General features: G+C 30.2%; 17 protein-coding genes and 1 other annotated feature. Of the genes, 16 read left to right on the top strand and 1 reads right to left on the bottom strand.

The window, feature by feature from the left end; genetic code table 11:
• Nucleotides 1-371 precede the first annotated feature (371 nt).
• From RYK99_RS01790 to RYK99_RS01715, 16 genes are all read left to right on the top strand, one after another.
• Entirely contained in the window at nucleotides 372-1,148 is a 777-nt protein-coding gene (locus tag RYK99_RS01790; RefSeq protein WP_314989592.1) for a phosphatidylserine decarboxylase, read from the top strand.
• Nucleotides 1,149-1,165: 17 nt separating this feature from the next.
• Nucleotides 1,166-1,741 (top strand): YqeG family HAD IIIA-type phosphatase, encoded by a 576-nt coding sequence (locus RYK99_RS01785; RefSeq protein WP_003147124.1) that lies wholly within the window; start codon nucleotides 1,166-1,168, stop codon nucleotides 1,739-1,741.
• Nucleotides 1,734-2,852 (top strand): ribosome biogenesis GTPase YqeH, encoded by a 1,119-nt coding sequence (gene yqeH / locus RYK99_RS01780; protein WP_003147123.1) that lies wholly within the window; start codon nucleotides 1,734-1,736, stop codon nucleotides 2,850-2,852. Before RYK99_RS01785 ends, yqeH begins: the two co-directional genes overlap by 8 nt.
• A gap of 19 nt (nucleotides 2,853-2,871) precedes the next feature.
• Complete coding sequence (gene yhbY, locus RYK99_RS01775; RefSeq protein WP_003147122.1) at nucleotides 2,872-3,171, top strand: ribosome assembly RNA-binding protein YhbY; 300 nt, start codon at nucleotides 2,872-2,874, stop codon at nucleotides 3,169-3,171.
• 1 nt (nucleotide 3,172) lies between these two features.
• Complete coding sequence (gene nadD / locus RYK99_RS01770; RefSeq protein ID WP_314989589.1) at nucleotides 3,173-3,781, top strand: nicotinate (nicotinamide) nucleotide adenylyltransferase; 609 nt, start codon at nucleotides 3,173-3,175, stop codon at nucleotides 3,779-3,781.
• Nucleotides 3,756-4,625: a bis(5'-nucleosyl)-tetraphosphatase (symmetrical) YqeK gene (gene yqeK, locus RYK99_RS01765; protein ID WP_314989587.1), complete on the top strand. Its 870-nt coding sequence runs from the start codon at nucleotides 3,756-3,758 to the stop codon at nucleotides 4,623-4,625. Before nadD ends, yqeK begins: the two co-directional genes overlap by 26 nt.
• Before the next feature lie 19 nt (nucleotides 4,626-4,644).
• The gene (gene rsfS, locus RYK99_RS01760) at nucleotides 4,645-4,983 is read left to right on the top strand and encodes a ribosome silencing factor (protein ID WP_204643909.1); all 339 of its coding nucleotides are present in this window, start codon (nucleotides 4,645-4,647) and stop codon (nucleotides 4,981-4,983) included.
• Between the two features lies 1 nt (nucleotide 4,984).
• Nucleotides 4,985-5,704: a class I SAM-dependent methyltransferase gene (locus RYK99_RS01755; RefSeq protein WP_314989582.1), complete on the top strand. Its 720-nt coding sequence runs from the start codon at nucleotides 4,985-4,987 to the stop codon at nucleotides 5,702-5,704.
• Between the two features lies 1 nt (nucleotide 5,705).
• Nucleotides 5,706-6,341: a GyrI-like domain-containing protein gene (locus RYK99_RS01750; protein ID WP_314989580.1), complete on the top strand. Its 636-nt coding sequence runs from the start codon at nucleotides 5,706-5,708 to the stop codon at nucleotides 6,339-6,341.
• Nucleotides 6,342-6,447: 106 nt separating this feature from the next.
• The gene (locus RYK99_RS01745; RefSeq protein ID WP_314989578.1) at nucleotides 6,448-6,882 is read left to right on the top strand and encodes a CopY/TcrY family copper transport repressor; all 435 of its coding nucleotides are present in this window, start codon (nucleotides 6,448-6,450) and stop codon (nucleotides 6,880-6,882) included.
• Nucleotides 6,883-6,896: 14 nt separating this feature from the next.
• The gene (locus RYK99_RS01740) at nucleotides 6,897-7,670 is read left to right on the top strand and encodes an SDR family oxidoreductase (RefSeq protein WP_314989577.1); all 774 of its coding nucleotides are present in this window, start codon (nucleotides 6,897-6,899) and stop codon (nucleotides 7,668-7,670) included.
• Between the two features lie 195 nt (nucleotides 7,671-7,865).
• The gene (gene nt5e / locus RYK99_RS01735) at nucleotides 7,866-10,004 is read left to right on the top strand and encodes a cell surface ecto-5'-nucleotidase Nt5e (protein ID WP_314989574.1); all 2,139 of its coding nucleotides are present in this window, start codon (nucleotides 7,866-7,868) and stop codon (nucleotides 10,002-10,004) included.
• Between the two features lie 164 nt (nucleotides 10,005-10,168).
• Nucleotides 10,169-10,422 (top strand) — a binding site (T-box leader).
• Between the two features lie 369 nt (nucleotides 10,423-10,791).
• On the top strand, nucleotides 10,792-12,534 hold the full coding sequence (locus RYK99_RS01730) for a 2-oxoacid:acceptor oxidoreductase subunit alpha (protein ID WP_314989572.1): 1,743 nt from the start codon (nucleotides 10,792-10,794) through the stop codon (nucleotides 12,532-12,534).
• Nucleotide 12,535: 1 nt separating this feature from the next.
• On the top strand, nucleotides 12,536-13,408 hold the full coding sequence (locus RYK99_RS01725) for a 2-oxoacid:ferredoxin oxidoreductase subunit beta (protein ID WP_003147040.1): 873 nt from the start codon (nucleotides 12,536-12,538) through the stop codon (nucleotides 13,406-13,408).
• 10 nt (nucleotides 13,409-13,418) lie between these two features.
• Nucleotides 13,419-13,688 (top strand): hypothetical protein, encoded by a 270-nt coding sequence (locus RYK99_RS01720; protein ID WP_003147039.1) that lies wholly within the window; start codon nucleotides 13,419-13,421, stop codon nucleotides 13,686-13,688.
• A 4-nt stretch (nucleotides 13,689-13,692) separates the two neighbouring features.
• Nucleotides 13,693-14,754: a M42 family metallopeptidase gene (locus RYK99_RS01715; protein ID WP_314989569.1), complete on the top strand. Its 1,062-nt coding sequence runs from the start codon at nucleotides 13,693-13,695 to the stop codon at nucleotides 14,752-14,754.
• Between the two features lie 36 nt (nucleotides 14,755-14,790).
• Here RYK99_RS01715 and RYK99_RS01710 read toward each other — a convergent pair whose 3' ends face one another.
• Nucleotides 14,791-16,074, bottom strand: a complete 1,284-nt coding sequence (locus RYK99_RS01710; RefSeq protein WP_314989567.1) for an FtsW/RodA/SpoVE family cell cycle protein — start codon at nucleotides 16,072-16,074, stop codon at nucleotides 14,791-14,793.
• Between the last annotated feature and the right edge of the window lie 6 nt (nucleotides 16,075-16,080).

Here is a 16,080-nt window from a genome sequence, read left to right as displayed (position 1 = left end):
TTCAAACGTTTTGGACAGTTGTTAAAATAATGTTTTCTTTAACTTTATTGTTTAACGTCATGTCATTCACTCCCTTGTTTTTTTATTATAATTTTATTATACAATTTTATGTTATTAAAATCAACGATATATAATAAAAATTTTCTACTTAACCTGAATATACAGATGCTGGATTATAGGCAGTGTTAACGTGTAATATTTAAAAAAGTCTATGATTTTAAAATTGTGGAAATATAAGAATATAATATAATAATAGTTATTAATTAAAAAGAGAAATTTCAAAAGATAATTTTAGGATTTTCTTTTGCAATATTTGTATTTAAACGACTTTTATAGTAAAATATAGAATGATATTCAATAAGGAGACGGGTATGTTAAAAAAGAAAATGTTTCAACTTTGTGTTGAATTAACTAATGGAAATATGAGTTCTAAAGCTCTTAAAAAATTAACAAAATCTAATCTAAGTCGATTAATGATTCAACCTTTTGCTAAGGTATATGATATTAATACTGATGAAATTTTAGATGAAATTGATGATTTTAAAAATTTAAATGAATTTTTTATTAGAAAGCTACGCCCAGATGCTCGACCAATCAATCTAGATGAGAATTCACTTGTAAGTCCAACTGATGGAGTGATTTCTGAACTAGGTGTTGTTTCTGAAGACAGAACATTTGTTGTGAAGAATCAAGTTTACAACGTTCAAACATTGGTAGGAGATAGTGAGTTAGCGGATAAATATAAAGATGGTACATACATGATAATATATCTTAGTCCTAAGAATTATCACCGTATTCACTTTCCTATGAATTGCCAAGTAAAGGATGCTTATAGCCTTGGAAAATATTCATATCCAGTTAATAATCTTGGGCTGGAATTAGGAGATAATATACTAAGTTATAACTACAGACAAGTGTATAAATTAAGTGGAAAAATCAATTATACACTAATACCTGTAGGGGCTCAAAATGTTAACTCGATTATTCCTACATATGAGAGTATCTATGTGAAAAAAGGAGAAGAGTTAGGTTATTTTGAGTTTGGTTCAACAGTTGTATTACTGTTTGAAAAAGATAACATAATCTTAGAAGAAAATTTAGAGAATAAAGAAATCAAGATGGGAGAGAAAATAGCAACTATTTTATAGGCTATTGTGTAGAAAAAATGGTACTAAAAAGATATTTTTCACCTGATGATTTTGTAGAAAAGTATGAGTTTATTGATGTTGAGTATATGAATATGCACAACAAAAAAGTTATTATTTCAGATTTAGATAATACTTTAATATCATGGGATAGTAAAAAAGATACTAAAGAATTGAATAAATGGCTAAAGAAGATGAAAAAAGCTGGTTTTGATATTATTGTTGTATCTAATAATACAGAAGAGCGTGTTGAAGAATTTTGTAAAAAATTAAATCTCCAATATGTTGCGGGTGCAAAGAAACCTTTAACTATAGGTTTTAAAAGAGCACTTAAAAAGTTGAATAGAAAACCAGAAGAAGCGATTATTTTAGGGGATCAAGTTTTAACTGACGTATTAGGAGCAAAAAGTTTTGGAGCTATGAGTGTTTTAGTAAAACCTATCTCGAAAACAGATGCATTTAAAACTAGAATTAATAGATTTTTTGAAGCGTTAATAATACATAATTTAACTAGAAGAAAAGCATTTCCTAAAATGAAAAAAGTAGGGTATAGATTAAAACACAAGAAAGAAAATAGTGGAGGCCATATTGAGTAATAAAGTTTATTGTATAGGTTGTGGTGTTGAAATTCAAAGTGAAGATCAAAATAAACAAGGATATTTACCAAAAAGTGTTGTAGAAAAAAGCATTGATGGTAATCTTGTTTGTAAGAGATGTTTCAGATTGAAAAATTATAATGAGGTATCTGATGTTCAACTAGGAGCTGAGGATTTCTATCAACTTATCAAAACATTATCGAAAAAAGATGCATTAATAGTAAAAGTTGTAGATATCTTTGATTTTTCTGGAAGTTGGATTGAAGATGTAGTAGATATCGTAGGAAATAATAAAGATATTGTCCTAGTGGCTAATAAACTAGATTTACTGCCGAAATCAGTTAAACAAAACAAGGTGAAACAATGGTTGTTTAAGATGCTTAAGGCGAAAGGAATTAAAGTAAAAGATATTCTATTAATTAGTGCAATAAAAAATCAAGGTGTAGAAGAAGCTGCTAGTCGTATAGATGAGCTTCGTAATGGTAAGGACGTATATATTGTAGGTGCGACAAATGTTGGTAAGTCTACATTTATTAACAAACTTATTGAACTTACAACTGGGGATAAAAATGTTATTACAACATCTCACTTCCCTGGAACAACACTTGGAATGATCGAGATACCTTTAGACAGAGCTACTAGTATTTATGATACGCCGGGTATCATATTAGATTACGATATTGCTCATTATCTAGATGCACAAAGTTTAAAATTAGTAATGCCTAAAAAGGAGATTAAAGCTCGCGTATTTCAATTGAATGCTGAGCAAAGTTTATTCTTTGGTGGTATGGCTAGAATGGACTTTGTAGAAGGTGAGCGTCAAAGTTTCACTTTATATGCGTCTAATTTAGTAGAGATTCATCGTACAAAACTTAGTAATGCAGATGCATTATTTGAAAAACATTTAGGAACGTTATTGAAACCACCATTTGAAGATAATATTTCAATATTCAATAATCAAGTTAAGAAAAGTTTCACTATTGATAGTAGAAAAATGGATATTGTAATTTCTGGATTAGGTTGGATAACGGTTAATAGCGATAGTGGATGTAAGATTGATATTCATGTTCCAGAAGAAATTGAAGTATTTGTACGTGAATCAATAATATAGTATAAGAAAAGAGGATAAGATGTTAAAAGGAAAACAAAAAAGACAATTAAGAGCATTAGCACATCATTTATCACCGATTTTCCAAGTTGGAAAATCAGGTGTGAATAGTGATATGATCCAAGGAATCAGAGATGCGTTAGAAAAACGTGAATTATTAAAAGTTAGTATTTTACAAAACTGTGAAGAAGATAAAGATGAGGTAGCAAAAATTTTATCTGAACGTACTTCATCTGAATTAGTTCAAGTGATTGGACACACAATTGTATTATACAAACAAAGCTCTAAGGAAAAGTATAGAAAAATAGAGTTGGTGAAGTAAGATGTCAATTGCGCTTTATGGAGGTAGTTTTGATCCAATACATATTGGACATTTAATTACAGCCGAAAATGCACTAGAAACTTATAATTTAGAAAAAATTATCTTTATACCATCATATATTACACCCTTAAAAGGCCGAGAATTGGAAGCTAGTGATAAGAATAGATTTGAGATGATTAAGCTGAGTGTAAAAGATAATTTAAAATTTGAAGTTAGTGATTATGAAATCTTAAATGAAGGGATAAGTTATAGTTATAATACCGTTAAGTATTTTAGTGAACTATATAAAAATGAAAAAATCTATTTTATTATCGGAACAGATAGAGCGAAAGATTTAAAAAGATGGTATAATATAGAAGAACTATCTAAACTTGTAACATTTATTTTCGTAGCACGAAACGAAGAGGATTTGTATGAGGTAGTAAATGGAGATGTATTTTATAAATCTATAAGTTACGAGATAATGAGGTCTCCAATAATAGAGATAAGTTCTAGTTTAATTAGAGATAATTTAAAAAATAAGAAAAGTATTAAATATATGATCACCGATGAATGTAGGTCATATATAGAGGAGTTGAGTTTATATGGAATATCAAGAAATTCAAAATAGAGTAAAAGAAATATTACCAGAAAAAAGATACGAACACACTTTAAGAGTTGTGGAAGTGGCGAAACATTTAGCAGAAATTCATGGTGCAAATGTGGAAAAAGCAGCATTAGCAGCTTTAGTTCATGATGTTTGTAAACCTATGGATGAAGTATTAATGAAAAAATATGTAATTTTACATAATTTAGATGTTAATTTATTAGATTATCCAGTAGAAGTTCTTCATGGACCGGTAGCAAGTGCATTTATTGAAGAAGAATTTGGTGTTGCAGATGAAGAAGTTAAACTTGCTGTTGCAAACCATACTTTCGGTAGAAAGCACATGACGCTACTAGAAAAAATAATCTTTATTGCTGACTATACTGATCCACAAAGAAAACATCCGCATTTAGCTGAAGTGACAGAAGTATCTCAATATGATCTTGATGAAGCGGTTAGACTTGCGGCAAAATATACATTAGTTTACTTAATTGACAATGATGAAAGAATTTATCCTTCATTATTAGAATGTTATAACTACTATAATATTAAAAATTATCGTGTTGGATTTAAAGAAAAAAATAAAGACAAAATCTTAACAGATGAAAAAACAATCACTATCAGAAATAAGAGTGAAGCTCATTTCAAGAAAGGTGATTTATTAGAAGCTACAACTTATGAAGATCCAGATACAGTGTTTGCTACATTAGAAGTTGATTTAGTTAAACCTGTAACTAGAGAAACATTAACAGAGCGTTACGCTAAATATTACGGAGTTACTTTGGATGAGTTAATCGAAAAACTTGCGAAAAGATATCCAGAAGATGACGTACTATACGTAGTAATGTTCCATATTATAAAGAAATAAATAAAGAAAGAGGATGAAAATGGAAGTAGAAAACTTATTAAAAATTGTTGTAGATGCATGTGACGATAAGCACGGATATGATATTGTTGCTTATGATTTAACACAAGCAGGAGTATTATATGATTATTCTGTAATCTGTCATGCACCTACAAATAGACAAGTAGAAGCAATTGCACAAGAAGTTAGAGAACAAGTATTAGAAAATGGTGGAGAAATTCACAGCACAGAAGGTTTAAGAGAAGCTAAATGGGTTCTTATGGACTTAGGTGATGTTGTAGTTAACATTATGACACGCGATGATAGAGAATACTATGAATTAGATTCATTATTTGAAAAATACCCTATAAAAGGTGTTTAATATGTATGAGAATTTAAGTATTGTTTATGATAAACTAATGGATGTCGACTACGATGCTTATAGAAATATTATTAATCAAGAATTAGAAGATAGAAGAAATCTTCTAGTTCTTGATTTAGGTTGCGGTAGTGGAACGATGCTACCAACACTAAAAAAATACGGAGAAGTATTCGCAGTAGATAATAGTGAACAAATGCTAGCGATAGCGAGTGAAAAAGTTCCAGGTTGTAATTATTTTGCGATGGATCTATTAGAAATCTCATCGTTAAATATAGAATTTGATTTTGTTTTAAGTGCATTCGATGTATTTAATTATTTATCAGATTTTGAGGAATTTAAATTAGGATTAAAAGAAGTATATTCGTCTCTAAAAGAAGGTGGGAAATTTATTTTTGATATTCACACACCTAAAAAAATTATTGATATGCTGGAAAAACAAGTTTTCGGATATGAAGATGAAGAAATAAGTTATCTATGGTTTACATATGAAACAGAAAATTCGTTAGAGGTGGAAAGTGAGCTGTCATTCTTTATTAAAGAAAAGAATGGTTTATATAGAAAGCTTGAACAGTTTCATTCACAAAGAACTTATGAAGTAAATAATGTCCTTGAAGAAATTCAAAATATTGGATTTAAAGTGAAAGATTATTTCTGTGATCTTGATAAGAATAATAAAAATTATTCTGAATCAGATCGAATAATCTTTATTTTGGAGAAATAAAATGGCAGTAGATTTCAAAAAAACTCTTAAGCATTTATATGCACCTAAAACTAAACCAAGTATTGTAAATGTAGATAAGGCTAATTATATAGCTGTTAAGGGAGCTGGTGATCCTAATGATGAAAATAGTGAATATAAAAAATCAATCAGTTTATTATATCCTGTAGCTTATGCGATAAAGATGAGTAAAAAAGGAGATTATAAAATTCCAGGTTATTTTGATTTTGTTGTTCCACCATTAGAAGGTTTTTGGTGGCAAGACGGAATAGAAGGTGTTGATTATGCTAATAAACAAAATTTTAAATTTATTTCATTAATAAGAATGCCAGATTTTGTTACCAAAGAAGTATTTGATTGGGCGATTGAGCAGGTGATAGAAAAGAAAAAAGAAGATTTTTCATCAGTTGAATATTTCACTTATGATGAAGGACAATGTGTGCAATGCATGCATATAGGCCCATATGATTCAGAGCCGGAGACTGTTGCTAAGATGCATGAATATATGATTTCTGAAGGATATGAATTAGATATAAATGAGACCAGATATCATCATGAAATTTATATTTCAGATGTGAGGAAAACAGCATCGGAGAAACTTAAAACAGTAATAAGACATCCAATTAAGAAAAAATTTTAAACTTGATTTTAGTATTGCTAGAATCAAGTTTTTTATGAATTGACATTATATGTTTAACATAGTATTATAGTTACAGATGTAACTGAGAAAAAAAGGATGAATGGAAATGGATATTAATATTTCAGAAGCTGAATGGGAAGTAATGCGAGTAGTCTGGAGCAATAAAGAAACTACAAGTAAATTTGTAATAGATACTCTAGGTGAAGAAAAGTCTTGGACTCCTTCAACTATTAAAACTTTACTTTCAAGGTTAGTAGAAAAAGGGTTTTTAGAAACAAGAAAACAAGGGAATAAATTTTTATATTCAGCAAAATGTGTAGAAGATGAATGTTTAGATATATTAACACAAAACTTTTTAGAAAGAATTTGTGAGAGAAGGACACATATTATTGTTAAGAATATAATTGAGACAGATAATTTGAGTAAAAGTAATATTGATGAAATTATAGAATTACTTAAAGAAAAAAGAAAAACTGCAGCTGATGTTATTACATGCAAATGTCTAAAAGGGCAATGTAGTTGTGCTGCAAAACATGGATAGACGAGGGATATAAAATGGAAACTGGTAAACAAAAAATACTAATTACTGGAGCTTCAAGTGGTCTTGGTCGTGAACTAGCTCATCAATTTGCTCAAAAAGGGAATGTTGAGTTAATATTGGCTGCCCGAAGAAAAGAAGCATTAGAAAAAGTTGCTAAAAAATGTAGTTCGTTTGAAAATGTTAAAACTAGAGTTTTTAGTGTTGATATTGGTTCTCAAGAACAAGTAGATAATTTACTTTCTTCTGTTAGCGACATTGATATTCTCATCAATGGTGCGGGATATGGACTTATGAAAGACTTCAGTGAATTTAGTGATGCTGAAGTAGTCAATATGTTTGATACAAATGTAATCGGAACTATTCAATTAACTACTGAAATAGCTAAGAGAATGAGAGAAAAAAAATCTGGAACAATAGTTACTATCGCTTCATTAGCTGGTAAAATCGCCACACCGAAGAGTTCTGTTTATTCGGCTACTAAATTTGCTTTAATTGGATACTTCAATTCTTTACGTTTAGAACTAAAAAAAGATAATGTTCATGTTATGACTGTAAATCCAGGGCCTGTAGCAACTAATTTCTTTAACATAGCTGACGAAGATAAGAGCTATCAAAAAGCAATGGGTGGTAAAACATTAACACCTAAATTTGTTGTTACGAAGATTATAAAAGGAATTGAAACTAAAAAACGCGAGGTAGATTTACCATTTAAATTAGTTTTAGGTGTTAAAATTAGTCAGCTATTTCCAAGGTTAAGTGATAGAATTTTAGCAAATATGTTTAAATAACAAAGAATAAATAAAAATCAAGGTTAGAAGAATCTAATCTTGATTTTTAATTTTATTCTAAAGTTTTCATTTCGAAAAATCCGTTTTTTAATCGTTATCATTATTTCTTATAGATTTTAGTATTGAAAAACTCGTACATTTATGATATTATGTAAATTATAAATTACAAATATGAAAGTGAGAAAAAAAGTTATTATGAAGAAAAAAAATTACACATTAGCGTCAGTTACAATAGTAGGATTAGCAATTGCAACTTCAGGGGGAGCTGCATTAGCTAATTCAGAGGATACAACTACAACTCCATCGCCAACAACAACTACACAGACACCGCCAGTAGCACCAGCTCCTGCTTCTGCAACAGCGCCAGAAAAAGATTTAGTATTAGTTCATACTAATGATGTTCACGGGCGTATCGTAGAAGAAAAAGGTCGAGATAAAACTACATCAGTTGTTGGGGATGCAAAATTAGCTACAGTAATTGAAAATGAACGTGCTAAAAAAGATCAAACAACAGTAGTGGTAGATGCAGGGGATGCTTTCCAAGGTTTACCAATCTCTAACTCAACTAAAGGAGAAGCTCGTGCGGAAATTTTAAATAAAATGAATTACGACGCTATGGCTGTAGGTAACCACGAATTTGACTTTGGTTTAGATGAAGCTAAGAAGTATAAACAAATCTTAAAATTCCCACTGTTAAGCTCGAATACATACGTAAATGGAGCACGTTTATTCGAAGCTTCAACAATTGTTGATAAAGACAAAACAGTTAAAGGTGATGAAGTTGTTGTTATTGGGGTAACAACACCAGAAACTGCCACAAAAACACACCCTAAAAATGTACAAGGTGTAACATTTAAAGATCCTATTCCAGAAGTTTTAAATGTTGTTAAAGAAATCCAAGCAAAAGCAAAAGTTACTGGTGATGATTATAAAACGTATGTTGTTTTAGCTCACCTTGGAGTAGATACAACAACTCCAAAAGAATGGAGAGGTTCTACTCTTGCTGATGAACTATCAAAAAGTCCTTTACTTAAAGGAAAACGTGTAGTAGTAATCGATGGACACTCTCATACTGTTGAATCGAAAACATATGGAGACAACGTTACTTATAACCAAACAGGAAGTTACTTAAACAACATTGGTAAAGTTACATTAAAACCAAATAGTTTATTAGGAACTCCAAGTCTAATTAAAGCTTCAGAAACTACTAATGTGACTCCAAATGCTGAAGTTAAAGAATTAGTTGATAAAATTAAAGCGAAATACGATGCAGAAAATGCTGTTGTAGTAGTGAAAAACAGTCCAGTTGAATTAAGTGGTACTCGAGAAAATGTTCGTGTCCGTGAAACTAACTTAGGAAACGTAGTAGCTGATTCACTTTATGAGTATGGTCAAACAGGATTTAAAAATAAAGCGGATATCGCAGTAACAAATGGTGGTGGTTTACGTGAAACTATCGCTAAAGATAAACCTATTACAAAGGGTAGCGTAATTGCAGTTCTTCCATTCGGTAATACAATTTCTCAAATTAGTGTTACTGGTAAAGACGTATTAGCTATGTTTGAAAAATCTTTAGGATCTATTTTACAAGTTGACAAAGCTGGTAAAACTGTTTTAGATGAAAATGGACAACCGTTATTAGAACCAAGTGGAGGTTTCTTACACGTATCAGGAGCTAAAGTATACTACGATACAAACTTACCTTCAGGTAAACGTGTATTACGTGTAGAAGTTAAAAATCACGATACAGGTGCCTACGATAAATTAGATTTAGCTAAAACATACTACTTAACTACAAATGATTTCTTAGCAGCAGGTGGAGATGGATATACTATGCTAGGTGGAGCACGTGAAGAAGGACCATCTATGGATGAAGCATTCAAAAATTATTTAGAAAAAGCAGATTTAACTAAATATGCTGTAGTAAATCCAAATTCGCGTACAATCTCTGTAGATTCAAAAACTTACAAATTTGAAGAGGAAAAAGCAGAACAACCTAAAGAAGATAATTCATATACTGGAAATGTAGGTTCAGGAGCTGATCAAGGAGAACAATCAACTAAAGAAGAAGTAACTTCAGGGAAAGTAGAACAAAACGGTAATAGTAAACAACGTAAAGATGAAAATGTTGAAAACAAAAGTGAAGAAGCTAAATCAGAATCTAAAGCAACTGATGTTAAATTACCAACTAATGCAACTAACAAACAAGTTGTAGAAAATATTAAAGAAAATAAACTACCTAACACTGGTATGAACTCAACTAGCACAACTGCATTAGGATTAAGCTTAATTGCTTTAGTTGGAGCTGCCGTTAGACGTAAACTTTCTGAATAATTGAGTTAATTAGATTATAAAAAAAATTTAAAGAGTATGGGCATTTTCTGTACTCTTTAATTTTTGAAGTTCTATTGTATATGTCTATAATAATAGTTAAAATTGTATGGTAAAAAAATATTGACAAGGATTTCTTAACTTGATATACTTAAAACACAATAAAAAATTACACTTTGAAAAGAAGAGTAGTAGTTGATGTTTGCTTAGAGAGTCTCGGTAGGTGAAAAGAGATCAAGGATGATACTATGAAGATGGTCTTTTCGTGTTAGTAGTTGAATAATTAAACTGCTACGGGATAGCCCGATATAGCTAATGGTATAAAAATAAGATTTAAATTTTGTTTTAGTACTTTATAAGTTAGTATTTGTGAGAATACTATAAATCAAGGTGGTAACACGTCAATAGATACGTCCTTGTAGAAGTGAATAACTTCTACAGGGGCTTTTTCTTTGTGTAATATTTGTATTGTAGGATTTTATTATTTTAGTTAATTTTGAAGTTGTTAGAGAAAAAATATAAAGGGATAATTATTATAAAAAGTAGTTAATGAATTATTCAAAAACAATAAACATTAAAAGACTTATTTGTTCCTAAATATTATACAAATTTTTAAAAAATGAAGTTCAGTTAAAAAATAATAAAAAATAATGAAATAATAATATTTTTATTAGTTTTTTCATAGTGATAATAGATATTATTAGATGGAAAAATTTTCTTAAATATGATAGAATAAAGTATTGAGAAATCAACGAGTAAATTTCTAATGAAAGAGATTAAAGGAGATTATATGATTAATAAATTAGGATGGAAAATTGGTGGAGAACAAGGTGAAGGTATTGAGAGTACAGCCGAAATTTTCTCTACAGTAGTAAATACACTTGGATACCACATGTATTCTACAAGAGACTTTTCAAGTAGAATCAAGGGTGGTCACAGTAACAGCAAAATTTGTATTTCAGAAGAAAAAATAAATGTAATTGACTATAAGACAGATATTCTTATAGCTTTCGACCAAGCTACACTGGATAACTATATTCCAGAATTAGATGAAAATAGTATTATTATTGCGGATGCTAAAATTAAACCTGAAATATCAGAAGAAATTAAAGGTTTAGTTGCGGTATTTCCAATTACAGAATTAGCGAAAGAAATTGCTAATCCGATTATCAAAAACATAATTACATTAGGGATTTGTTCAGCATTATTAGATATTGATTCAAAATTATTCTATGATATGATTGATTCAAAATTTGCTAGTAAAGGTGAGGAAATCGTAAATATTAATATTCAAGCCTTTGATAAAGGTCGTGAAATCATGACTGAGTTTATGGAAGAAAATGGTATTAAAGATAAGTATTATCTTAAAAAATTAAATCCAACTCACAAAAATATGTGGTTAATCGGTAACCATGCAGCTGGTCTTGGTGCTTTAGCAGCAGGTTGTAGAATGTATGCAGGATATCCTATTACACCAGCAACAGAAATCATGGAATATTTATTTGAAAAGCTTCCATTAGTAAATGGAGCATATATTCAAACTGAAGATGAAATTGCGGCATTAGGTGTTGCAATTGGAGCTAACTTCGCAGGAGTACGTGCTATGACAGCTACATCTGGACCAGGTATTTCACTTATGACTGAGTTTTTAGGTATGGCTGCTATGGCAGAACAACCAGTTGTTATTGTAGATGTTCAAAGAGGGGGGCCTTCTTCAGGGCTTCCAACAAAAACAGAACAATCTGATATCTTCCATGCTGTCTATGGTGGAACTGGAGATGCTTCTCGTATCGTACTAGCTCCTACATCTGTAGAAGACTGTTTCTACACTATGATAGATGCATTCAACATGGCGGAAAAATATCAAACACCAGTTATTGTTTTAATGGATTTACAATTAGGTATGAACAAAGAAACAGTTCCTAACTTCGACTTTAGTAAAGTTCAAATCGATCGTGGTAACTTATTAAAACAAGAAGAAATTACAGAAGAAGATATTATCTATTTCAAACGTTATGCAACTGATGTATTAGTTTCAAATAGAACTATCCCTGGTCAAAAAGGTGGAATTCATAATGCGAACAGTTATGAACACTCAGTAGTTGGACTACCTTCAGAGGTGAAACGTAATACAAAACGTCAAAAAGAAAAACGTGCTAACAAGATTGAATCAGCTTTAGTTGAAAGACCATTTGTATTAAATGAATACAATGATGAAAAAGATATTTTATTAGTGGGTGTTAACTCAACTTATGGAGTATTAAATAAAGCGGCTAAGCAACTAAAAGAACAAGGATTGAAAATTGATACAATGCATATTCGTCAAATTTATCCAGTTGCTCAAGCTGTTCGTGATACATTTGATAAATATAGAAAAATTTATATTGTTGAACATAACCACAATAAACAATTGCGTACGGTAATTGCAAGTAAGTATCATAATTCAGACAAAATTAGTAGCTTACTAAAATATGATGGAGATATTTACTATACTCATCAACTTGTTGAACAATTACTAGAGGAGGAGAAATAGTTTGAAAGTAACATTAAAAGATTATAAAAATGATGTTAAGCCCGATTGGTGTGCCGGTTGTGGAGACTTCTCGGTACTTGCGGGTATAAATAGAGCTGTAGTTAACCTAGGGATTAAACCAGAGAATGTTGTAATTTCTGCAGGGATTGGATGTTCTGGTAAAATTAGTGGATATACAAAAGCATATGGTGTACAAGGATTACATGGACGTTCATTACCAATTGCACAAGGTATTAAATTAGCAAACCAAGATTTAACAGTTTTTGCAATGGGTGGAGATGGTGACGGATATGCTATCGGTATTGGTCATGCAGTTCATGCTATGAAACGTAATGTTAATATGACTTACGTAGTAATGGATAACCAACTTTATGCCTTAACTAAAGGTCAAATGTCTCCTAAGTCTGATGAAGGTTTAGTAACGACTACAACTTTAGAAGGAGTAATGGAAAAACCTTTATCAGCGATGAAAATTGCCTTATCTTGTGAAGTAACGTTTTTAGCACAAGCATTTACTGGTGATATGAAAGAGATGATGCAGATTTTCGAAGAAGCTGTTAACCATGATGGCTTCTCACTAGTTAACGTATTTAGCCCATGTAAAACTTATAACTACAAAAATACACCGGCTTGGTATAAAGAAAACTTAACTAAACTTTCTGACATCGAAGGTTATGACAATACTAATAAATTGGAAGCGTATAGAGTATTAGAAGAGTACAATGACCTTGTAACAGGGGTAATTTATAAAAATGATAAAAAACCTCATTATGAAGATACTTTACGTAATTATAAACGAGATGAACCAATTGCTCATCAGAATTTAGAATTTAGTGAGGAATTATTTAACTCGTTATGTGATGAATTCAGATAAGAGGTAAAATATGAAATTTAGAAAAATACTAGTTCCATTAGTAGCAGCTTATGCTGGATATCGTATATATCAAAAAACAGAGGAACAAGAGTTAGATAACGATCATATAGATAGATGTAGAAATAAACTAATTGCATTAGGTTATGATGTGATTGATAGTTATACGTTGAATCTAAAAGAGAATCCATACTTAATGTTTTATTTTGATAACGACAATATCAAGTACGAAGTTCGATATGATAAAGAAACGGAAATAATAGAGTACATAAAAGAGGTATAAGAAAATGAGTAAATCAATAGAAAGATTCAGAGAATTAACAATGTTAGACGGGACATCAGGATTTGAAAGTGAAATTTCAAAATATTTAGAAGAAAATTTATCTAAATATGCTGATGAAATTAAATATGATAATCTTGGTGGAATCTATGCTATTAAGAAATCAAAAAAAGAAGATGCTAAAACTGTTATGATTTCAGCGCATATGGATGAAGTTGGATTCATCGTGACTAAGGTATTACCAAATGGTATGCTTAAGTTTGAAACGCTTGGTGGTTTTAGAGAAGATGTTCTTTTAGCTCAAACATATACAGTAACTTCATATGAAGGGAAAAAATTCACTGGTGTAATTGGATCTATTCCTAAACACTTTACTGCAGGTGTAGCACAAAATGTAAAAATTAGTGATATGACTATCGATGTTGGTGCTTCATCAAGAGAAGAAGCATTAGCGATGGGAATTCGTGAAGGTGCTTTTGTTACTCCAAAAACAACTTTTGAACAACTTACTGAACACAGATTTATGAGTAAGGCTGTCGATAATCGTTATGGATGTGTAATTATTACAGAAATTTTAGAACAATTTGCAGAAAAAGAGTTGGATTTTAATTTAGTAGTGTGTGCTACCGTTCAAGAAGAAGTAGGTCTTCGTGGTGCAACTATCGCTGCTAATATGATTAAACCAGATGTATGTTTTGTTGTAGACTGTAGTCCAGCAAATGATATGGATGGAAAAGAAACTAGTAATGGTCGATTAGGACAAGGTTTCTTAGTAAGATTAGTAGATAGAACTATGGTTCTTCGTGCAAATATGAGAGAAAAAATCGTAGCTCTTGCAGAAGAAAATGGAATTAAGTATCAATACTTCACTTCACCAGGTGGAACAGATGCGGGTAACATTCATCAAGCTTTAAATGGAGTTCCAACTACTGTAATTGGTATTTGTGCTCGTTATATTCATACTCATAATGCAGTATTTGATATTCGTGATTATTATGCTGCTAAAGCAATTTTAGGGAAACTAATTGAAACTATCGATGATAAGTTCATTGAAGATATAAGAAAATAAAAAAATGTGGATAGAAATTTTTTCTATCCACATTTTTTATCTTTTTCTTTTACTTCGACGAAATTGTTGAGGTTCTTCTTCATAATACCTATTGTTGTTATTTTCGTATACAGGTTCTAAAGGATCATAATCTTCTTCATGTTGAACCTCATCATAATCTTCTTCGTAGTTATCATAGTATTCATCTTCCATATATTCTTCGTGTATTGTTGCATGAATTTTTATAATAATACCAAACAGGATGCTATTAGCGATAAGTGAACTACCACCATAACTAATAAACGGCATACTAATACCGATAACTGGAATAATGCTTAGTGTTGAGAATATATTGACGAAAAATGAAAAGCAAAAGCTACAAACACTAAGAAGAATGAAATAGTAACTATAGTTACCTTGTTCACATTTTTTCATAATATTAAATAGTCTCAGAATAAAGATGAAGAAGATAAATAAGAATATTGCTGCACCTATAAATCCAAAGTTCTTTGCGATTATAGAGAAAATAAAATCATTAAATTGTTCATCTATATAGTTTTTATTCTTAACAAATGTACCAGTTAATCCACCTAGTTTAATCTCTCTAAGTACTTGAGTAATTTGATAAGAATAATCTAACTTATATGCTTCAGGATTTAGCCATGATAGAATACGATTTAGCTGATAAGATTTTAAACCAACCAAGCTAAGTAATCTCGGGAAGTATAAAGCAGCTAGAATAATAATTGCTAGTCCTGCTATAACTACTGAATAAATTCTAAATAACGTTTTACCTTTGTTACAAACCAAGAAGACTAATCCTAGGAATAAAAAGATGAAAAATAATCCATTCCCTAAGTCATTTTCTTTTAGGACTAGTATAAAAGGTATAGAAATTATTAAAGCTATTTTTAAAAGTTTAATTGTATCTGTGTTTTCTTTAAAACTCTTTTCTTTAATAAGCATACTTATCATTGCTACAGTAGCTATTTTACTAAATTCTGAAGGTTGTAAGGTAAATATTCTAAAGTTATACCAACTACGAGCACCATTAACAATTGGGGCAAGAGTAGGTGGAACTAAGAATATTCCAACTAAAAGAACCAAAGCAAATAAATAAAATGCTATTGAAAACTTTTCGATATAATTTATTGGTATCTTTTGCAGTAGATATATTATTCCAAAACCAATTAAGTAAAAAACAAATTGTTTTAGAAATAGTGTTGGTGTTTTATTGTTGTTATATTCAGCTAATAGTATAAATAGTAAACTAGAAAAGCTAAATATAAAATAAAATATCAATATTGATAAATTTGTTTTATTTTTTATGAAATTTAACATAAGTCA

This window comes from uncultured Gemella sp. (assembly GCF_963537375.1).
In the GTDB taxonomy this organism is placed as follows: domain Bacteria; phylum Bacillota; class Bacilli; order Staphylococcales; family Gemellaceae; genus Gemella.
This window is presented reverse-complemented; position numbering and strand designations above follow the sequence as displayed.